We start from the raw sequence: 18,290 nt of genomic DNA on the forward strand, positions 1-18,290 counted from the left end.
CCACGGGCCCGGCAGGCGGAATGGTTCAGCTCCAGCCGGTGGCGGCCAGCAGCCGGTGCTCGAACATCGGGATCATGGTTTCCACATACGTCCTGGTCAGGTGGTTGTCGTCCTTGTAGACGTACACGTTTCCCACCACGGCCGGGCAGACGCCCCGGGCACAGATGAAGTCGCTCATGTCCATCAGGTGCAGCCCCGGCAGTTTGCCGCGGTAGTTCTCCAGCGGTGACGGCTCCACCAGGGACTCGGCCAGCGGCGGGTTGCAGGCAGGGGCGCTTGCACCGTTCCGCTGGGCACACTGCGGCATGTTGAAGGTGAACCGCGGGTTGTCCCGGATGCCCACGATTTCGATCCCGGCGTCCGCGAACGGCCGGACGCCATCGAGGTATCCCGGCACTTCGGTTTCGAACGGAGCGTCCTCGTGGGTCAGTGAGGCCACGGTGAACACGGCGTCCGGCCGGTGTTCCAGGACATAGGCGGAGCTGGCGCGGTTGTAGGCGTTGCATTCGGCGTTCCTGGTGTCCGATTCGGCGCCGAAGCGGCAGGCAGGCATCAGCAGCGTTACCAGTTCCCAGCCACGCGCTGCTGCCACGGGCGCCAGGGCGGCGAGGTACTGCTGGGCGTGGGAGTCGCCCAGGACCACGATCCGCCGGGTGGCCGGTTCCTCCGGCAGCTCCTGCCGGCAGCCCTCAAGGACCGGATCGCCGGTGGCGTTGGCTCCTGTGCAGGGTGAATCGATGCCGGCCCAGTCGTTGTCGAGTGCGGTGGGTCCGGGGATGGTCCGCGCCCTTGGTGCGGGCGAGTTCTCGTTTTCCGGGGTGAGCACCAGGGCACCTGGCGTCAGCTCCCGCGGTTGGGCCGCCGTCGCGCTTTCCTCTGCGGTGAGCGTCGTCTGCCAAACCGCGACGGGCCCGGCCAGCACGGCGCCGCAGGCAATGATGACGACGGCGGTCCGCCAGGCGCGCAGCTTGGGCCAGTGCCAGTCGCGCAACGGCTTTTCCACGAAGCGCGTGGTCAGGACGGCAAGCACGATGGAGGCCCCGACGATGCCAAGACCCTGCTTGAGGTTCGGCGCTTCGACGCCGGTGGCGGCCAACACCAGCACGAGCACCGGCCAGTGCCAGAGGTACAGGGCGTAGGAGTTGTCCCCCAGCGCGACGGCGGGCGGGCTGCTGAGGAGGCGGTCCACCCCGAACCGGCTGCCCGACTGGCCCGCGACGATGATCGCTGCCGCCGCAAGGGTGGGCCAGAGGGCCACATATCCGGGGAAGGAACGGTCAACGGTGAGGACCAGCCCGCAGGAGACCATGGCCGCCAGGCCGGCCCATCCCAACGCCACGCGCAGGACGCGGCCGGGCTTGAGGTACGGCAGCGCCAGTGCCAGCAGGGACCCCAGCGCAAACTCCCAAAGGCGGGCCCGGGTATCGAAGTAGGCGTACGCCTGGTTGGTGGCGGTCTGGTCAATGGAGTAGGCCAGGGACACCGCAAAGACCGTGCCGAACACCAGCGCCAGCAGGCCCCGGTACGTCAGCCATTGCAGGCGGGGCACCCTGCGGAGCCCAGCCAACACGGCTGCCGTGACGGCAAAGACCAGCGGCCACAGGATGAAGACCTGGCCCTGGATGGACAGCGACCAGAAGTGCTGCAGGGGGCTGGCACCGGCGTGGTCCTGCGCGTAATAGTCTACGGACAAATCGGCAAGGAGCCAGTTTTGGCGGTACAGCAGTGACGCCCAGGCCTGGTTGAGCACCTGCGGCCACCGGCCCTGCGGCAGGATCAGCCAGGTGCCGGCGAGCACTCCGAGGATCACCACAACGGCGGCTGGCAGCAGTCGCTTGAACAGGTGCAGCCAGTGCGCCAGGAGCCCGAAGGGTTTGCCTGATTCCGCCTTGCGGACGAAGGACAACGTGAGCAGGAAGGCCGAAACCAGCAGGAAGATGTCCACGCCACCGGACACGCGGCCCAGCCAGACGTGGTAGATGACAACCATGAGGACGGCAAGGGCCCGGAGCCCCTGGACCTCCGGCCGGAAAGTGGGCTTCCGCTGGCGGGGTGCGGCGCCGGGGCTGGGTTCGTGTGCCTTCGGGGTTTCCGTTATCGACACTAGAACCTCTCACAACGCCCGCCAGCCAAAACCCCAAGCCTAGCCAACGCGCTGTTCAACAGCCAATCACGCCGCCGGTTCAGACTATGCTGGCCCCAGTCGTGGAAGGGAGCGGGCGTGGTTGTCCAGCTGCGGATTTGTGTGCCCGGGGAGCTGTCCGACGTGACCCGGCAGACCTGCTGCGACCAGCGCGGAACGGCAGAAGTCGCTGTGGTCCGGGGCGCCTCCGTGGTGCCGGAGGGCGATGTCATTGAAGTCCTGATCGCCCGGGAATCAGTGGAGGAACTTCTCGAAAAGCTGGAGATCCTCAAGGTCCGGGACCTGGGTTCCATCGCCATGGCCACACCGGAATTCGTCCTGTCCCGGAACGCTGACCGGGCCGAGCGCGCCGCCCCGGGCGAGGGCGCGGACGCCGTGATCTGGGAGGATGTCACCCGTCAAACGGGCGAGGACTCCCGGTTGACCTGGAACTTCCTTGCCTTCCTGGTGCTGGCGACCCAGCTCGCCGGAATCGGCATTGTGACCGACTCCCCCATTGCGATCGTGGGCGCCATGGCAGTTGGCCCCGAGTTCGGACCGCTGGCCGCGCTCGCGGTTTCGATCGCCACCCGGAAGTGGAGGCTCGGCCGCCGGGCTGCGGTCGCCCTGGCCGTGGGCTTCCCGGTTGCAATGCTGCTGGCGGCGCTGACGGCGTGGCTCTCGATCCCGCTTGGCCTCTTCCCGCGCGATGCCCTGGACAAGGGATCCGCCGTCGAGTTCATCTACCATCCTGGGCCGTATTCGTTGATCGTTGCCATCCTGGCCGGAATCGCCGGAATGCTTTCCATCATCGGCCGCCGGTCCGCAGCACTGATCGGCGTGTTCATCTCCGTGACAACGGTGCCGGCCGCCGGGTACGTGGCGGTAGCTTTGGTGCTGGGCGAATACCAGAAGGCCGCCGGTTCCGCCCTCCAACTGCTGCTCAACCTCGTGGGCATCGTGGTGGCCGCCCTCGCGGTGCTGCTCTTTTACCGGGTGGTCGCACGGCGCCTGCCCGATGGGGTGGCGCGCAGCCTGAAGCGCCAGCGGACCGGGACGGGTCGCTGACCGCTTGCCCTAGGAACGCAGCAGGGCGCGCAGGGTTTGGATGGTGTCCGCTTCCGCCGGGGCCTTGTCGTCCCGGTAGCGTTTGACGCGCGCGAACCTCAAGGCGATCCCGCCCGGGTAGCGAGGCGACTGCTGCACGCCGTCGATGGCTATTTCGACGACGGTGACCGGTTCAACCCAAACAGTGCCTGCCGTGCGCCGCACCTCAAGCTCCTGGAACCGCTCCGTCTGCCAGCGCAGCAGTTCATCGGTGAGTCCCTTAAAGGTCTTGCCGACCATCACGTAGCCGCCGGGTTCGCCGAACTCCCCGGTGGGGTCAAGGGCACCCAGGTGCAGGTTGGAGAGCATTCCCGTGCGGCGTCCGGAGCCCCATTCGCAGGCGAGCACCACCAGGTCATAGGTGTGGACCGGTTTCACCTTCACCCAGTTGGATCCACGCCTCCCGGCGGCGTAGGTCGATTCGATCGCCTTCACCACCACGCCCTCGTGGCCCGCGGCGAGTGCATCCCGCGACACCCGTTCGGCAACGGCCGGATCAGCCGTGACCTCCCCGGGAATCCGGTGCGCGGGTGCAACGCGTTCCAGGACGTCGATGCGGGTGGACAGCGGTTCGTCCAGCAGGTCACGTCCGTCGATGTGCAGCACATCGAAAAACCAGGGATGGAGCAGCGTTTCCCGGACTGCATCAGCGCCGAAGCGGGACATCGTTTCCTGGAAGGGCCGCGGGGCGCCGTCCTCATCCAGGGCGAGTGTTTCGCCGTCGAGGATCACGTCCTGCACGGGCAGCCCGCGGACCAGATCAACCACCTCGGGCAGCCGGTGCGTGACCTCCGCGAGGTTCCGGGTGTAGATGCGCACGTCGTTGCCGGAGCGATGCACCTGGATGCGGGCGCCGTCGAGCTTGTATTCCACCGAGGCCTCCCCCGTGGCTTCGAGGGCTGCCCCGGCACTGCCCGCGGTGGCGGCGAGCATGGGCTGCACCGGACGGCCCACCACCAGGCCGACGGCGTCGAGCTCATCCAGGGTGCCGGTGAGCGCCAGGAGGGCGGTCCCGCCGAGGTCCCCGGAAAGCATTGCCGCACGCCGTACCGCCTCGACGGACCTGTCTGCGGCGCGGGCAATGGCATCGGTCAGCACTCCTTCCAGGGCGCCGGTGCGCAGTTCCCCGAGCAGCACGCCGGCGATGAATGACTGCTCCGACGCGGTGGCCGCTCCCATCAGCGTCCTGAGGATGGACGTCCGCCCCGCACCCGACCCGCTACCCGCTGTTGCCAGGAGCCGGTCCAGTGCGGCATCAAGATCCGCCACGGTGAGGCTTGGCTCCGCGGCGGGTTCTTCCTTGGCCGCCGCCACGGCGCTCCAACCGACGCCAACCCGGCCCTGACGGGGCTTGGCACTGAGCAAACCCACCGCCGTCGGGATCTCCGCGGGTTCCAGCCGGCGCAGGAGGTGGGCCAAAGCATCCACTTTCGCGAGCCGGGACCGGGTCGATGCGACGGTTTTCGTGGTGTCCACGAGCTCAAGGAGCAGCATGGCACCATCCTGCCACGGGCACCGGACAGGGACACTGGACACAGCACCGGTGCGGGTCCACAATGTGCGCGTGGGGATCATCGTGGCGAACCTGTTCATCACCCTCGACGGCGTTTACCAGGCGCCGGGCGGCCGTGAAGAAGACCCCGAAGGCGAATTCGCGTTCGGCGGCTGGCAGGCGCCGGTGTCCGACGACGAGGCCGGCGCGTCGATAGCGGACGAGATCAGCCGGATGGATGCCCTCCTCCTCGGCCGGAAGACCTATGAAATCTTTGCGTCCTACTGGCCGCACCAGTCCGGTGACATTGCCGATGCTCTCAACCGAGTGCCCAAGTTCGTTGTCTCCGGCACGCTGGCGGACCCGGACTGGGCCGGCACCACTGTCCTGCCGGATGCCGCGGCCGCGGGCGGCCTCCGGGACGGGTTCGGGCAGCTGCACATGTTCGGCAGCGGGGTCCTGATCCGGTCCCTCATGGCGGCAGGAGTGCTGGACCGGCTCCACCTCTGGCTGTACCCGCTGGTCCTGGGCCAGGGAAAGCGTCTGTTCGACGCCGGAACGGTGCCCTCCACCTTCACGCTGGCCGAGTCGGCCCGCAGTTTCCCGAAGGGGGCGGTGTCGCTGGTGTACGAGCGCGCGGGAGAAGTGGAGACGCAGGAGATGGCGGCCACCTAGTCCCCACCGCCCCCTAACCTCGCTTCGCCCGGCCAGGGAACCCTGGCGGCGTGGGCCCACCCACCGTCCCAGACAACAACGCAAAAGGCTGGCCCGGCAGATGCCGGACCAGCCTTTTCAGCGGTAAGCCGCCAGGGCGCAGCGTTAGTGGCTGTGGCCTGCGTGCTCGTCCTCTTCGGCCGGCTTCTCCACGACCAGGGTCTCGGTGGTGAGAACCAGGGCGGCGATGGAGGCCGCGTTACGGAGGGCTGCACGGGTGACCTTGACGGGGTCGATGACGCCGGCGCCGATCAGGTCCTCGTACTCGCCGGACTTGGCGTTGAACCCGTTGTTGGTCTCGAGGTCTGCAACCTTGGAGGTGACGACGTAGCCGTCGAAACCAGCGTTCTGGGCGATCCAGCGCAGCGGCTGCACCAGTGCGCGGCGGACGATGCCCACAGCAGCGGCGGCGTCGCCTTCGAGGGCCTTGACGGAAGCGTCCTCGTCCAGTGCCTTGAGGGCGTGGATCAGGGCGGAGCCGCCGCCGGCAACGATGCCTTCTTCGAGGGCAGCGCGGGTGGAGGACACAGCGTCCTCGATGCGGTGCTTCTTTTCCTTGAGCTCAACCTCGGTGGCAGCGCCGACCTTGATGACTCCGATGCCGCCGGCAAGCTTGGCCAGGCGTTCCTGGAGCTTTTCGCGGTCCCAGTCGGAATCGGTGCGGGTCAGCTCGGCGCGCAGCTGCGCAACGCGTGCAGCGACGTCCTCGGCAGAACCGGCGCCGTCCACGATGGTGGTGTTGTCCTTGGTGACGGTGATGCGGCGGGCGGTACCCAGCACCTCCAGGCCCACGGAGTCCAGGCTGAGGCCCAGTTCCGGGGAGACAACCTGCGCACCGGTGAGGGTGGCGATGTCCTGCAGCATGGCCTTGCGGCGGTCGCCGAAGCCGGGAGCCTTGACGGCTACGACGTTCAGGGTGCCGCGGATGCGGTTGACGATCAGCGTGGACAGGGCCTCGCCCTCAACGTCCTCGGCGATGATGAACAGCGGCTTGGAGCTCTGCAGCGCCTTCTCGAGCAGCGGCAGGAATTCCTGGATCGAGGAGATCTTGCCCTGGTTGATCAGGATGAGCGCGTCCTCGAGGACTGCTTCCTGGCGCTCCGCGTCGGTGACGAAGTACGGGGACAGGTAGCCCTTGTCGAACTGCATGCCCTCGGTGAGGACCAGTTCGGTCTGGGTGGTGGAGGACTCTTCGATGGTGATGACGCCATCCTTGCCCACCTTGCCGAAGGCCTCGGCGAGCAGCTCGCCGATTTCGTCGCTCTGCGCCGAAATCGCGGCAACGTTGGCCACCTGGGTGCCCTCGACCGGGCGGGCGTTTTCCAGCAGGCGGGCAGCCACGGCCTCAACCGCGACCTCGATGCCACGCTTGATCTGGCCGGGGGCAGCGCCGGCTGCAACGTTGCGCAGGCCTTCCTTGACCAGGGCCTGTGCCAGGACCGTGGCGGTGGTGGTGCCGTCGCCGGCAACGTCGTTGGTCTTGGTGGCTACTTCCTTGGCCAGCTGGGCGCCAAGGTTCTCGTAGGGATCGTCCAGTTCCACTTCGCGGGCGATGGTGACGCCGTCGTTCGTGATGGTGGGGGCACCCCACTTCTTGTCCAGGACGACGTTGCGGCCGCGGGGGCCGAGCGTCACCTTGACGGTGTTCGCGAGCTTATCGATGCCGGCCTCAAGGGACCGGCGAGCAGCGTCGTTAAACGCAAGCTGCTTTGCCATGGTTTTGTCCTTTCAAAGACAGAAACCCCGCACTGCCGGCCAGCGTGAGCATGGCCGGCAGCACGGGGATCCGGAAGAATTACTTGACGACGATTGCCAGGACGTCGCGGGCGGACAGCACGAGGTACTCGGTGCCGCCGGTCTTGACTTCGGTTCCGCCGTACTTGGAGTAGATGACGACGTCGCCAACTGCTACGTCAACGGGAACGCGGTTGCCATCTTCGAAGCGGCCGGGGCCTACTGCGACAACTTCGCCTTCCTGCGGCTTCTCCTGTGCGGAGTCCGGGATGACCAGGCCGGAAGCCGTGGTCTGCTCGGCTTCGAGCGGGCGGACAACAATACGATCCTCAAGAGGCTTAATAGAGACCGACACTCGGACCTCTCCTTTTCGTCAGCAAATTCGTGGACTGGAAAGCTTTCCGCCGTAGCTGGCAAACCGTCGTCGCGGTGCCGGCAGCAGCCTGGCTGGCAGCTCTTCATGTGTTAGCACCCTCCTAGGGAGAGTGCTAATGAAGACTCTATGTAAGGGTTAGCACTCGGTCAAGGTGAGTGCCAACGTTTCGTCATGGGCGTACAGCCTGGAGTGGACGACGGCGGGTGGCCGGGGACGCGAAAGGACGCTCTGTCGCTACCGGCCCAGGTCGTCGAAGTCCACGTCCTCGCCGCCCTCCGTGTCGGCGCCGCCCTGCTTCCGTCCCCGGAAGAGCACCCAGCCGGACACCGCTGCGGCGAGCAGCGCGGCAACGAGGAAGAAGATGCTCCCAGCCCGCGCGCCGTCGTACAGCCCGCGGATGTCCCGGGCCTCCTGGGTGTTGTCCTGGACGTCGTTGCCGCCCACGGAGTAGACGGTGGCGTTGAACGTATCCAGCAGGAAGATGATCACCAGCAACGCGATGGAGACCACGGCCACGACGGCGGCCGCGATCAGCACAGGACGGGCGAACCTGGCCGGATGGCGGTCCCCGGACTCGTGGTCGCCGGTCTCGCGGGGGGCTGCGCTTTCATCCATGGATTCAACACTATCCGCATCCCGGCCACGCGCTCCTCCACTAGGCTGGAACCCATGGCTCACGCTCCCCAGGACCAGATTGCACAGGACCAGATCGCACCATTGCTGACCCCCGAAGGCTGGGAGTTGCTGGCGTCCCTGGGCCCCTACCGGGACGAGGACTCGTTCGAGCTGAACTCCGCGCTCCGGAAAGCCGGACACCCGCCCGCGCTCGTGTCCGCCGTCCTGACGCAGTCACGGCTCCGCACCAAGGCAGAGGGGAAATTCGGGGAGTTCGCCCGGCAGATGCTGTTCACCCAGGCGGGCCTGGAGCAGGCCACGCGCCTCAACGTCGCCGCCCACCACGCTCAGCGGTTCGCTGCCGCGGGGATCAGCCGCGTGGCGGACCTGGGGTGCGGCCTCGGCGCCGATTCCCTGGCGCTGGCCTCCCTGGACATCAACGTCACGGCCGTCGAAATGGACGAGACCACCGCGGCGTGCGCCACGGTGAACCTCATCCCGTTCCCCAACGCCACGGTGGTGCACGCCGATGCGGAATCGGTTCCGCTGGACGGGATGGACGGCGTCTGGCTGGACCCCGCCCGGCGGGTCACCTCCACCTCCGGCACCAAGCGGATCTGGGACCCTGAGGCATTCTCCCCGCCGTTGTCCTTTGTGGAATCACTGGCTGCCCAGGGCAAGGCCGTGGGAGTGAAGATGGGCCCGGGCATGCCGCACGAATCCGTGCCTGCGGGCTGTGAGGCGCAGTGGATATCGGTGGCCGGGGACGTCACGGAGGTGACCCTGTGGTTCAACGCCGTGCGCAGGCCCGGGGTCCGCCGCGCTGCCCTGGTCCTGGGGCCGCAGTCTCCGGCGGAGCTGACCAGTGCCGAGGACTTCGGCGCCGGCCCGTCAGCGCCGGTGGGCCCGGTGGGGGGATACCTGTACGAACCCGACGGCGCCGTGATCCGCGCCGGACTGGTGGCAGACGTGGCACTGCAGCTCGGCGGACACCTGGTGGACGAACACATCGCCTACATCTGCGCTCCCGAACTCCTGGCCACCCCGTTCGCCCGGGCCTACAAGGTCCTGCAGGTCATGCCCTACAACGTGAAGGCGCTCAAGGCCTGGGTGAAGCAGGAGGGCATCACCGTGCTGGACATCAAGAAGCGCGGCACCGCGGTCACCCCGGAAGAGCTCCGGAAGCAGCTGCTGCCCGGCGGGAAGAACGCCAGGAAGGGCGGCAAAACGGCCACCCTGGTCCTGACGCGCATCGGTGAGGACCGGGTGGCCATCGTGGTGGAACCCGCCTAGCTGCACCTACTGGGCGCGCATGAACTCCTCGGCGGCCCGCACCTGGTCAGGGGTGGGCCGGACGCCTGTGTACAGGACAAACTGCTCCAGTGCCTGGATGGTGGCCACCTCGGCCCCCGTGATCACCGGCTTGCCGGCCGCACGGGCGGCGCGGATCAGCGGCGTCTCGGCGGGCAGCGCCACCACGTCGAAAACCAGGCGGGCCGCCTCGATGGCCTCCGCCGGGAAAGCCACGGTGTCCGCTTCCGTCCCGCCGGCCATCCCCAGCGGGGTGACGTTGATGATCAGGTCAGCCGTCCCGCCGTCGATCGCTGCACGCCATTGGAAGCCGTACTGGTCCGCGAGCGCGCGCCCCGCGGCCTCGTTCCGGGCCAGGACGGTGACGTCCGTGAATCCGGCGTCCCGGAGGGCGGCAACCGTGGCCTTGGCCATGCCGCCGGCGCCCTGCACCAGCACCGAATAGTCCGTGGGGACTGCATTGGTGGCGAGGAGTTGCTCGATCGCGGTGTAGTCGGTGTTGTACGCCTTGAGGTGCCCGTCCGTGTTCACGATGGTGTTCACCGAGTCGATGGCCTTCGCGGAAGGGTCCATCTCGTCCACCAGGGCGATGACGTCTTCCTTGTACGGCATGGAGATGGCGCAGCCACGGATGCCCAGCCCGCGGACGCCGGCGATGGCCTGTTCGAGGTTGGTGGGCGCGAAGGCCTTGTAGATCCAGTTCAGGTCCAGCTGTCCGTAAAGGTGGTTGTGGAACCGGGTCCCGTTGTTGCTGGGACGGGCCGAGAGCGAGATGCAGAGGGTCATGTCTTTATTCAGAATGGGCACCAGACCATTAAACGCGTTCCCGCCGGCGTGGGCGTCCAGGGACTTAGGGGCAGCCGGTTCCCGCGGGGAAAGGCCCGACGGCGGCGGGCAGCTTTCCCGGGGCGGGCGCCTTCCCTACCAGCACCGCGGCCAGCGCGTCGAAGGCGGCGTCGGTCCGGCCATAAAGTGCCACCTTCACCGGCGCACTGGACCCTTGGAGCGGCCACGGAGCGTCGAGGGACACGGCGATGTCCCCACCGGCCGGTTTTCCACCAAAGCCGATGAGGTTGACCAGTGGCCCTGATCCTACGGTGAGCCCGGCGCGCGCTGCGGCGGCTTCGAAGCGCTCCCGGTCCCCCGGTCCCCCGCCGGCCACCCGCACGGAACCGGGCACCAGGGGTCCGCTGCAGGGACCGGATACAACGGTGACGGCCGACGCCGAGACCTGGGCGGACAGGGCTGCCCCGCTTCCGGCCGGTGCACCTGCGCCCGCTGTTCCGGCAGGCGGGGTGGTCCGGGCATGCCAGATCATCATGGTGGCCACGCGCTGCGCTGCCTCATCCAGGCGTGCGGCGGGAAGTGTGCCGGCCGCCAGGGCCTGGACGATGGCGGCGTGCGCCTGCTCCACGTCCGAAGGCATCAGCAGCAGGTCGGCACCGGCGGCCAGTGCCTTCACTGCAGCCGCGCCGGACGGGTACTGCTTGTCAACGGCACCCATGTTGAGGGCGTCGGTTACGGCCACGCCCTTGAAGCCCAGGCCCCTGAGCGCCGCGTAGCTCGGCGCCGAGAGCGACGCCGGCACGCCGGGTTCCAGCGCGGGTACGGCAATGTGCCCGGTCATGACAATAGGGAGGCCCGCGGCGACGGCAGCTTCGAAGGGTTTCCAGTCCCGGCCCCGGAGCACGTCGATGCCTGCCGGCTGGACGGGGAGGCTGAGGTGGGAATCCGCCGTCACCGAGCCGTGCCCGGGAAAGTGCTTGACGGTGGGGAGCACGCCGGCGTCCAGCATGCCTTGGGAGAAGGCGGTGCCCTGGGCCGCCGCCGCGGCAGGGTCGCCGGACATGGAACGCGCCCCGATGGTGGGGTCTGTAGGACCGACGGTCACATCCGTGTCCGGGGCGAAGTCGAGGTCGAAGCCCAGTGGCACCAGCTCACTTGCCAGGCCCTTGCCGGCCGTGCGCGTCAGGTCCAGGTTGCCGGCGGCCCCGTAGCTCATGGGAGCGGGCCACTCGGTGAGGGGCGGCCCCAGGCGTGCCACCGAGCCGCCTTCCTGGTCCACGCTCATGATCCCCGGCCAGCGCCGTCCGTCGGCGGCAACCGCCTGCTGCAGCCGCTGGTTTACGGCGGCCATGGCGGCCATGTCCACTTTTCCCTGTGGGTCGCGCGGCACATTGTCGCCCATGATGATCGATCCGGCCAGGTGCAGGCGCTGGATAAGCGCCGCGTGGGCTTCCACCTGGTTGCCCTTGAAGAACGGGAGCAGGACCTGCCCGGCTTTCTGCTCAGGCGACATCGCCGCAACGGCCGCAACGGCGGCGTCCTGGTCCCGCTGCTCCGGGCCCCATCCCAAAGGCCGGGAACCCGGATCAGGCGACGGGGAAGCCGCAGGAGGTGCCGGCGTCGTACTTGCTGATGCGGTGGGGGACGCCCCGGCGGGCGGGGCGGAGGATGAGGGCGGTGCGGTGCTTGGGGCGGCTGAACAGGAGGCCAGCGCCATTACGGACAAGGCCAGGAGGAGAGGGAAGGATTTGGCAGGACTGTGACGCAGGGGGAACGGTGCCATCAGTACGATGCTACCCCTGCACTAGACTTGAACCACCCGTTCGCCTGCCGGCTGCAGCCTGTGAGCGGCATCAGCCAGCGGCAAACCGGACAGTAAGGAAACGTGTGAAGATCGACTTCGCGTCATCGAGGCAATCCACCCTCGGTGTTGAGTGGGAGCTTGCCCTGGTGGACGGGAAGACGGGCGAACTCGCTTCCGTGGCCAACCAAGTGCTCCGCGGGGTGGCGTCGCGCCACCCCGAACTCAACGAAGACGACGAACATCCGCACATCAAGCAGGAACTGCTGCTGAATACGGTGGAACTGGTCACGGGCATCTGCGAAACCGCAGCCGAGGCCAAGGAGGACCTCAGCCGGTCCGTCGCGGCCGTCCGTGAAATCACCGATCCCATGGGCGTGGAGCTGTTTTGCGCCGGCAGCCACCCGTTCAGCCCTCCGCAGCTGCAGCCGGTGACGGACAAGGCACGCTACGCCAAGCTCATTGACCGGACCCAGTGGTGGGGCCGGCAGATGGTCATCTACGGCGTCCATGTCCACGTGGGGCTGGACCGCCGGGACAAAGCGCTCCCCGTCCTGGACGGCCTGGTCAACTACTTCCCGCACTTCCAGGCGCTCTCCGCGTCCAGCCCGTTCTGGGGCGGTGAGGACACCGGGTATGCCTCGCAGCGGGCCTTGATGTTCCAGCAGCTTCCCACCGCGGGGCTGCCCTTCCAGTTCAAGTCCTGGGAGGAATACGAGTCCTACGTCCAGGACATGTTCACCACGGGCGTCATCGACACCATCTCGGAAATCCGGTGGGACATCCGGCCGGTGCCCGCCCTGGGCACCATCGAGATGCGGATCTGTGACGGCCTGGCCACCCTGGAGGAAGTCGGGGCCATCGCGGCGCTCACCCAGTGCCTGGTGGATGAGTTCTCCACCACCCTGGACAACGGCGGAACCATCCCCACCATGCCGCCGTGGCACGTCCAGGAGAACAAGTGGCGCGCTGCCCGGTACGGCCTGGACGCCATCATCATCCTCGACGCCGCGGGCAAGGAGCAGCTGGTCACCGACCACCTGCTGGAGACCCTGAACCGGCTTGAACCGGTGGCGGCCAAGCTGGGGTGCCCCGACGAGCTGGCCGACGTCGAGAAGATCATCCGCCGCGGTGCGGGCTACCAACGCCAGCGCCGGGTGGCTGCCGAGAACGGCGGAAACCTTCAGGCTGTGGTGCTGGACCTGGTCAAGCAGATGCGCAACGGCCCCACTGCCTGACCCGCCCCCCTTACTTGCTCCATCAGATATGGCTCCTAAACCGGCGGTTTAGGAGCCATATCTGATGGAGCATCGCAGGGATTGACGAAGGACTTAGGACCCTGCCAAGACCTGCAGCGCGGGGTGATCCTTGTCCCGTAGTCGTGTGAATTTCGGCGGGAAGGAAGGCCGAATGTCGACCGCTCGTCCCGAGGTTAAGCATCCCCGCCGGGTCCTGCCACTTTTTGCCGTGCTGCTGGTCCTGTTCGCGGTGGCGGCACTCTGGCCCGTTGTGGGTCGTGTCACCGGCAACGCAGAACTGCCCGTACAAATCGCCGCGAATCTGGCGCCGTTCGCAGTCTTCTTTGGTGCCGTAGCCTTGGCGGCCCGGTTTGAGGGCATCTCCCTGGCCACCGCCGTCGGGTTCTCGACGCGGCATGCCGTGCGGCAGTTTCTCACCGCCCTGGCGCTCTTGGCCGCCACACTGGCCCTAACCGTCGCTGCGGCAGCCCTGGGCTTCCGTATGTTCGGCGAAGGGGAGGCCGGGCTGCTGTTCTTCCTGTACGCGGCCTTCCGCAGTTTCCTGCTGGTGGGCTTTGGGGAGGAGCTCATCTGGCGGGGCTACGTTCTGGGCGCAATGCGCCGAAACATGCACTCCGATGCGGCCGCTGTCCTGCTGTCTTCGGTGCTCTTCGGGGTGTGGCACTACCCTGGCGGACAGGACGTGCTCCAGGTGCTGATGACCATGCTCTTCGGCGTGCTGTGGGGCATGGCCCGCCTAAGGATCCGGCATTGCTCAACGTTCTCCACCGGAACCGCCCACGGGCTGCATGACCTGGCGTTGCTCGTCATCGCCACTCTCACCGCCTGAGTTGCCCGAGGTCAGGCCGGAAGCGACACCGAGGTGACGGGCATCGAGGAGTCCGGGGCGAATTCGATGCCGCTGGGTTCGGCACCGGCCATCACCAGCTGGGCGCCAAGCGCGGCCACCATGGCGCCGTTGTCCGTGCACAGGTCCAGCGGGGGAACGTGCAGCCGGATGCCGGCGGAGGCGCAGCGTTGCCCGGTCAGTTCACGAAGGCGGGAGTTTGCCGCCACGCCGCCGCCCAGCAGGACATCCTTGATGCCCTGCTCGCGGCAGGCCAGGACCGCCTTGGAGGAGATCACATCCACCACAGCCTCCTGGAACGCTGCGGCAATGTCGGCCACCGGAATCTCTTCGCCACGGGCCTCGAACTGCTCCACGCACCGGGCCACGGCCGTCTTCAGGCCGCTGAAGGACCAGTCGTACCGGTGGGGGCCGGGTTCATCGGCCGTGCCCATGTACTTGGGCTGGGTCAGGCCTCGGGGGAAGCGGATTGCCTTGGGGTTGCCGGTACGGGCAATCTTGTCGATGGCCGGTCCGCCGGGGTAGCCAAGTCCCAGGATGCGGGCCACTTTGTCGTAGGCCTCGCCCGCGGCGTCGTCAATGGTGGAGCCCAGGAGCTCCACATCGCTGGTGATGCTGTTGATGCGCAGGATTTCGGTGTGGCCGCCCGAGACCAGCAGGGCGCCCAGGTTCTCCGGCAGCTCCTGCCTGCGGCCCGTGGCGCGGTCGTCCAGGAGCCCCACGCCCACATGCGCCACCAGGTGGTTGATGGCGTACAGCGGCTTTCCGGTGGCCACGGCAAGCGCCTTGGCAGCACACACACCTACCATCAGCGCGCCGGCAAGCCCGGGCCCGGAGGTCACGGCGATCGCGTCCACCTGGTCCAGGGTGACGCCGGCGTCCGCGAGGGCCTGTTCCAGGGTGGGAACAAAGGCGTCGAGGTGGGCGCGGGAAGCGATCTCGGGGATGACTCCACCGAAGCGGACGTGCTCGTCCATGGAGGAAGAGACCGTGTTGGTCAGGAGGGTGGTGCCGCGGACCAGGCCGACGCCGGTTTCGTCGCAGGATGATTCGATGCCCAGTACCAGGGGCTGCGTACGGTTCATGCCTGGCCTGCCTCCGTTGCTTCGTGTCCTTCAGGGTGTGCCACGGGCAGCTGGAGCCGCATGATGAGGGCATCCACGCCGTCCCGGTAATAGCGCGGGCGGACGTGGATCTGTTCGAAGCCGAACCGCAGATAGAGCTGTTGTGCCCGGGGGTTGTCGGCGCGGACCTCGAGCAGGACGTCGGCGGCGCCGCGGTGCCGGGCCTCGTCAATCAGCTGCGTGAGCAGCGTGCTGCCGATGCCGCGGCCTTCGTAGTCGGGGACGACGGCGATGGTCTGGACGTCCGCGATGGGTTCGATGCACATCAGGCCGGCGTAGCCCACGATGCCGCCGCTGGTCTCCGCCACCAGGTAGCGGCGGGTCTCCGGCTGGGAGAGCTCATCCAGGAACATCTGCACGGGCCACGCATCAATGGGAAAGAGCCTGTGTTCCAGTGCACCGACGGCAGGCACATCATCCATCGTCATGTCCCGGACGGTGACGTCCGCCGCGCGTGGGTCCGGAGTGCTGCTCACAATGCCCGCTTCCGTGGTCCGGGGACCTGCGCGTCGGATTCCCGCAGGTACAGGGGGGTGGAGTCCAGCAGGGTGTGTCCTGCCGCCAGCCGTGCCAGGGCGAACTGGCCAAGGTACAGGGCGTCCGGCTGCTCCGCGGCGAAATCCGGGTGGGCCTGGAGCACGCTGGCGTAGAGTCCCGCGCCGGCGCCGAACGCAGGCAGGGCAGGGAGGTCAGACGCGAACCCGACGTGGGGGCCGTCCTCCAGCACGGGCAGCTGGCCGTCATCCAGGCTGTACCGGGCCCAGTAGACCTCTTTGCGGCGGGCGTCCGTCACCACCAGGAACTCGGATACGGCGCCGGTGGACTCCGCAACTTCCAGGGCCATCGCGTCCAGGCTCACCAGGCCATGCAGCGGCTTGCCCCACACGAAGGCCAGGGTGCGGGCGGTGGCAATGCCGGAGCGCAGCCCGGTGAAGGGGCCCGGACCAACACCCACCACCAGGGCGTCCACGTCCTGCCCGGTCACGCCCGCTGATGCCAGCATGGCGTGGATTCCGGGCGCAAGCACCTCAGCGTGGCTGCGGGTGTCCTCCGTGGCGAAGCTGGCCAGCACGCTTTCCGGGGCATCATCGGTGACCAGCGCAGCGCTGGCCACCGCCGACGTGTCAATAGCGAGGATCAGCATGCCGCTCCCCCGTCGGGTCCGGCCAGTTCGGGAACGGCGGCCCACCGCGGCCCATACCCGCGCATCACGATGGTGCGGGGCTCATCGGTGTCCTCGGCGTCGAAGTCCAGGCTTGCGGAGGTGCCCGCCGCGGCGCTGCCCAGGCCGATCGCACGGTGCAGGTCGATCTCCAGCCGGCTGTCACTCAGGTGCTCCACGCGCTCCTGTCCCCACTCCACCACCGTCACCGATGAATCCATGGTGTTTTCGAGGTCGATGTCATCAATCTCCGCCGCCGAGCCCAGCCGGTAGGCGTCCACGTGCACCAGGTCCGGACCACCCGGACGCGGGCCGTCCGGCAGGTTGGGATGGATCCGGACCAAGACGAACGTCGGAGAGATGATGCCCGGGCGGACACCCAAGCCTTCGCCCAGGCCCTGGGTAAAGGTGGTTTTCCCGGCACCCAGCTCGCCGGACAGCACCAGCAGGTCCCCGGCCTGCAGTACCTCCGCCAGGCGTGCGCCGAAAGCGTGCGTCTGTTCCGCCGTCGTCGCCGTGAAGGTCTTTTCCCAGTTGGCGGGCAGTTCTTCGGGCGTGCTCATGCCGCTCCCGCCTTGCCGGGGACGCCCGCCAGGGTGTGGCCGGCTTCCGCGCGCTCGTCTTCGTTGATAAAGCGGCGGGGAACACGGGGACTGATCCTGGTCACCACCTCGTAGTTGATGGTCCCGGCGGCGCGTGCCCACTCGTCAACCGTGGGCCCGCCGTCGGCCCCGTTACCGAACAGCTCCGCCTCCGCGCCCTGCAACGCGGCACCCGATGCCTCCGGACCCAGGTCGATGACCATCTGGTCCATGGCGATCCGCCCCACTACGGGATAGGTTTTCCCGGCCACGCGGACGGGGCCGCCGGTGGCAACGCGCGGGACGCCGTCGGCATAGCCCAGCGGAATCAGCGCCAGGGTGCTCGCCGTCCTGGTGCGGTAATGCAGCCCGTAGGAGACGCCCTGCCCCTCGGGCACCTCTTTGCACTGCGACACCAGGGTGCGCAGCGTCATGGCGGGGCGGAGGCCCAACTCCGCGGACGTCTGCCCGTCGAACGGCGAAAGCCCGTAGATCCCCAGGCCCACACGGACCATGTCGAAGTGCGTGTCCGGCCGGGAAAGGGTGGCGGGGGTGTTGGCAAGGTGCCGGACCTCAGGATCCACGCCCGCGTCCTCGGCAATGGCCAGGGCCTCCCGGAATGCGGCCACCTGCTGGTCCGTCTCGGGCCGCTCCGGCTCATCAGCCACGGCCAGGTGCGAGAAGATGCCCACCACGCGCAGCAGCCCCTGGTCCTGGTACTCCACGGCCTCCCCCACCAGGCGGTCCCATGCCTCGGGCGTTGCGCCGTTGCGGCCCAGCCCGGTGTCCACCTTGAGGTGCACCCGTGCGGGACGTTCCTGTTCGCGGGCGGCGGCAACGATACGTTCCAGCTCCCAGCCCGAGCAGCCGATGTCGACGCCGGCAGCCACGGCGGCGCCGAAGTTGCTGTCGGTGGTGTGCAGCCAGGCGAGGAGGGGCGCGTCGATGCCGGCGGCGCGGAGCGCGAGGGCCTCGGAAATGTGCGCGACCCCCAGCCAGGACGCGCCGGCCTGCAGGGCTGCACGGGCCACGGGGACCGCGCCGTGCCCGTACGCATCGGCCTTGACCACGGCCATGACTTTCGCGGGGGAAGCAGCGGCGGCAAGCCGGCGGACGTTGTGCCGGATGGCCTCCAGGTCGATCACGGCGGACCGCTCATGGCGGGGGTCCGGCCCGGAGGCAGCGCTGAATTCACCGGTTGTTGCGGGGTAGGTCACCTAACTGATTCTAGTGCGGGCACTTCGCGCCGAATAATCGGG

At 68.1% G+C, this 18,290-nt stretch carries 17 protein-coding genes; 5 read left to right on the top strand and 12 right to left on the bottom strand.

The window, feature by feature from the left end; genetic code table 11:
• Positions 1-25 precede the first annotated feature (25 nt).
• The gene (locus VIK36_RS15230) at positions 26-2,098 is read right to left on the bottom strand and encodes an acyltransferase family protein (RefSeq protein WP_324645294.1); all 2,073 of its coding nucleotides are present in this window, start codon (positions 2,096-2,098) and stop codon (positions 26-28) included.
• A gap of 123 nt (positions 2,099-2,221) precedes the next feature.
• On the opposite strand from VIK36_RS15230, the gene VIK36_RS15235 reads away from it, so the two are divergent.
• The gene (locus VIK36_RS15235) at positions 2,222-3,190 is read left to right on the top strand and encodes a DUF389 domain-containing protein (protein ID WP_324642573.1); all 969 of its coding nucleotides are present in this window, start codon (positions 2,222-2,224) and stop codon (positions 3,188-3,190) included.
• A gap of 9 nt (positions 3,191-3,199) precedes the next feature.
• Here VIK36_RS15235 and VIK36_RS15240 read toward each other — a convergent pair whose 3' ends face one another.
• Positions 3,200-4,723 carry an ATP-dependent DNA ligase gene (locus VIK36_RS15240; RefSeq protein ID WP_324642574.1) on the bottom strand — a complete coding sequence of 508 codons (1,524 nt, stop codon included), beginning with the start codon at positions 4,721-4,723 and terminating at the stop codon, positions 3,200-3,202.
• A 70-nt stretch (positions 4,724-4,793) separates the two neighbouring features.
• Here VIK36_RS15240 and VIK36_RS15245 point away from each other — a divergent pair, with 70 nt between their 5' ends.
• Complete coding sequence (locus VIK36_RS15245) at positions 4,794-5,396, top strand: dihydrofolate reductase family protein (protein WP_324645295.1); 603 nt, start codon at positions 4,794-4,796, stop codon at positions 5,394-5,396.
• A gap of 144 nt (positions 5,397-5,540) precedes the next feature.
• Here VIK36_RS15245 and groL read toward each other — a convergent pair whose 3' ends face one another.
• The 3 genes from groL to VIK36_RS15260 all read right to left on the bottom strand — a co-directional run bounded on the left by groL (position 5,541) and on the right by VIK36_RS15260 (position 8,160).
• Complete coding sequence (groL, locus tag VIK36_RS15250; protein ID WP_255172786.1) at positions 5,541-7,151, bottom strand: chaperonin GroEL; 1,611 nt, start codon at positions 7,149-7,151, stop codon at positions 5,541-5,543.
• 79 nt (positions 7,152-7,230) lie between these two features.
• On the bottom strand, positions 7,231-7,524 hold the full coding sequence (groES, locus tag VIK36_RS15255; protein WP_003805290.1) for a co-chaperone GroES: 294 nt from the start codon (positions 7,522-7,524) through the stop codon (positions 7,231-7,233).
• Between the two features lie 255 nt (positions 7,525-7,779).
• Entirely contained in the window at positions 7,780-8,160 is a 381-nt protein-coding gene (locus tag VIK36_RS15260) for a hypothetical protein (protein WP_324642577.1), read from the bottom strand.
• Between the two features lie 54 nt (positions 8,161-8,214).
• Here VIK36_RS15260 and VIK36_RS15265 point away from each other — a divergent pair, with 54 nt between their 5' ends.
• Complete coding sequence (locus tag VIK36_RS15265) at positions 8,215-9,453, top strand: class I SAM-dependent methyltransferase (protein ID WP_324642578.1); 1,239 nt, start codon at positions 8,215-8,217, stop codon at positions 9,451-9,453.
• Between the two features lie 6 nt (positions 9,454-9,459).
• On the opposite strand, the gene VIK36_RS15270 is transcribed toward VIK36_RS15265, so the two are convergent.
• Positions 9,460-10,278 (bottom strand): shikimate 5-dehydrogenase, encoded by an 819-nt coding sequence (locus VIK36_RS15270; protein WP_324642579.1) that lies wholly within the window; start codon positions 10,276-10,278, stop codon positions 9,460-9,462.
• Positions 10,279-10,321: 43 nt separating this feature from the next.
• Positions 10,322-11,770 (bottom strand): glycoside hydrolase family 3 N-terminal domain-containing protein, encoded by a 1,449-nt coding sequence (locus VIK36_RS15275; protein WP_324645296.1) that lies wholly within the window; start codon positions 11,768-11,770, stop codon positions 10,322-10,324.
• Positions 11,771-12,144: 374 nt separating this feature from the next.
• Here VIK36_RS15275 and VIK36_RS15280 point away from each other — a divergent pair, with 374 nt between their 5' ends.
• Both VIK36_RS15280 and VIK36_RS15285 read left to right on the top strand, forming a co-directional pair.
• Positions 12,145-13,296 (top strand): glutamate--cysteine ligase, encoded by a 1,152-nt coding sequence (locus VIK36_RS15280; protein WP_324642580.1) that lies wholly within the window; start codon positions 12,145-12,147, stop codon positions 13,294-13,296.
• 172 nt (positions 13,297-13,468) lie between these two features.
• Entirely contained in the window at positions 13,469-14,146 is a 678-nt protein-coding gene (locus tag VIK36_RS15285; RefSeq protein ID WP_324642581.1) for a CPBP family intramembrane glutamic endopeptidase, read from the top strand.
• A gap of 11 nt (positions 14,147-14,157) precedes the next feature.
• On the opposite strand, the gene tsaD is transcribed toward VIK36_RS15285, so the two are convergent.
• Genes tsaD through alr form a run of 5 tightly spaced genes read right to left on the bottom strand, consistent with a single transcriptional unit; the run spans position 14,158 to position 18,248 of the window.
• On the bottom strand, positions 14,158-15,249 hold the full coding sequence (tsaD, locus tag VIK36_RS15290; RefSeq protein WP_324642582.1) for a tRNA (adenosine(37)-N6)-threonylcarbamoyltransferase complex transferase subunit TsaD: 1,092 nt from the start codon (positions 15,247-15,249) through the stop codon (positions 14,158-14,160).
• Positions 15,246-15,716: a ribosomal protein S18-alanine N-acetyltransferase gene (rimI, locus tag VIK36_RS15295; RefSeq protein ID WP_324645297.1), complete on the bottom strand. Its 471-nt coding sequence runs from the start codon at positions 15,714-15,716 to the stop codon at positions 15,246-15,248. Before rimI ends, tsaD begins: the two co-directional genes overlap by 4 nt.
• A gap of 44 nt (positions 15,717-15,760) precedes the next feature.
• Positions 15,761-16,432: a tRNA (adenosine(37)-N6)-threonylcarbamoyltransferase complex dimerization subunit type 1 TsaB gene (tsaB, locus tag VIK36_RS15300; RefSeq protein WP_324642583.1), complete on the bottom strand. Its 672-nt coding sequence runs from the start codon at positions 16,430-16,432 to the stop codon at positions 15,761-15,763.
• Positions 16,426-17,013 (bottom strand): tRNA (adenosine(37)-N6)-threonylcarbamoyltransferase complex ATPase subunit type 1 TsaE, encoded by a 588-nt coding sequence (gene tsaE / locus VIK36_RS15305; RefSeq protein WP_324642584.1) that lies wholly within the window; start codon positions 17,011-17,013, stop codon positions 16,426-16,428. The genes tsaB and tsaE overlap by 7 nt, the downstream gene beginning before the upstream one ends.
• Entirely contained in the window at positions 17,010-18,248 is a 1,239-nt protein-coding gene (gene alr / locus VIK36_RS15310; RefSeq protein WP_324642585.1) for an alanine racemase, read from the bottom strand. Before alr ends, tsaE begins: the two co-directional genes overlap by 4 nt.
• Positions 18,249-18,290: the final 42 nt, after the last annotated feature.

Source organism: Pseudarthrobacter sp. LT1 (assembly GCF_035621795.1).
In the GTDB taxonomy this organism is placed as follows: Bacteria; Actinomycetota; Actinomycetes; order Actinomycetales; family Micrococcaceae; genus Arthrobacter.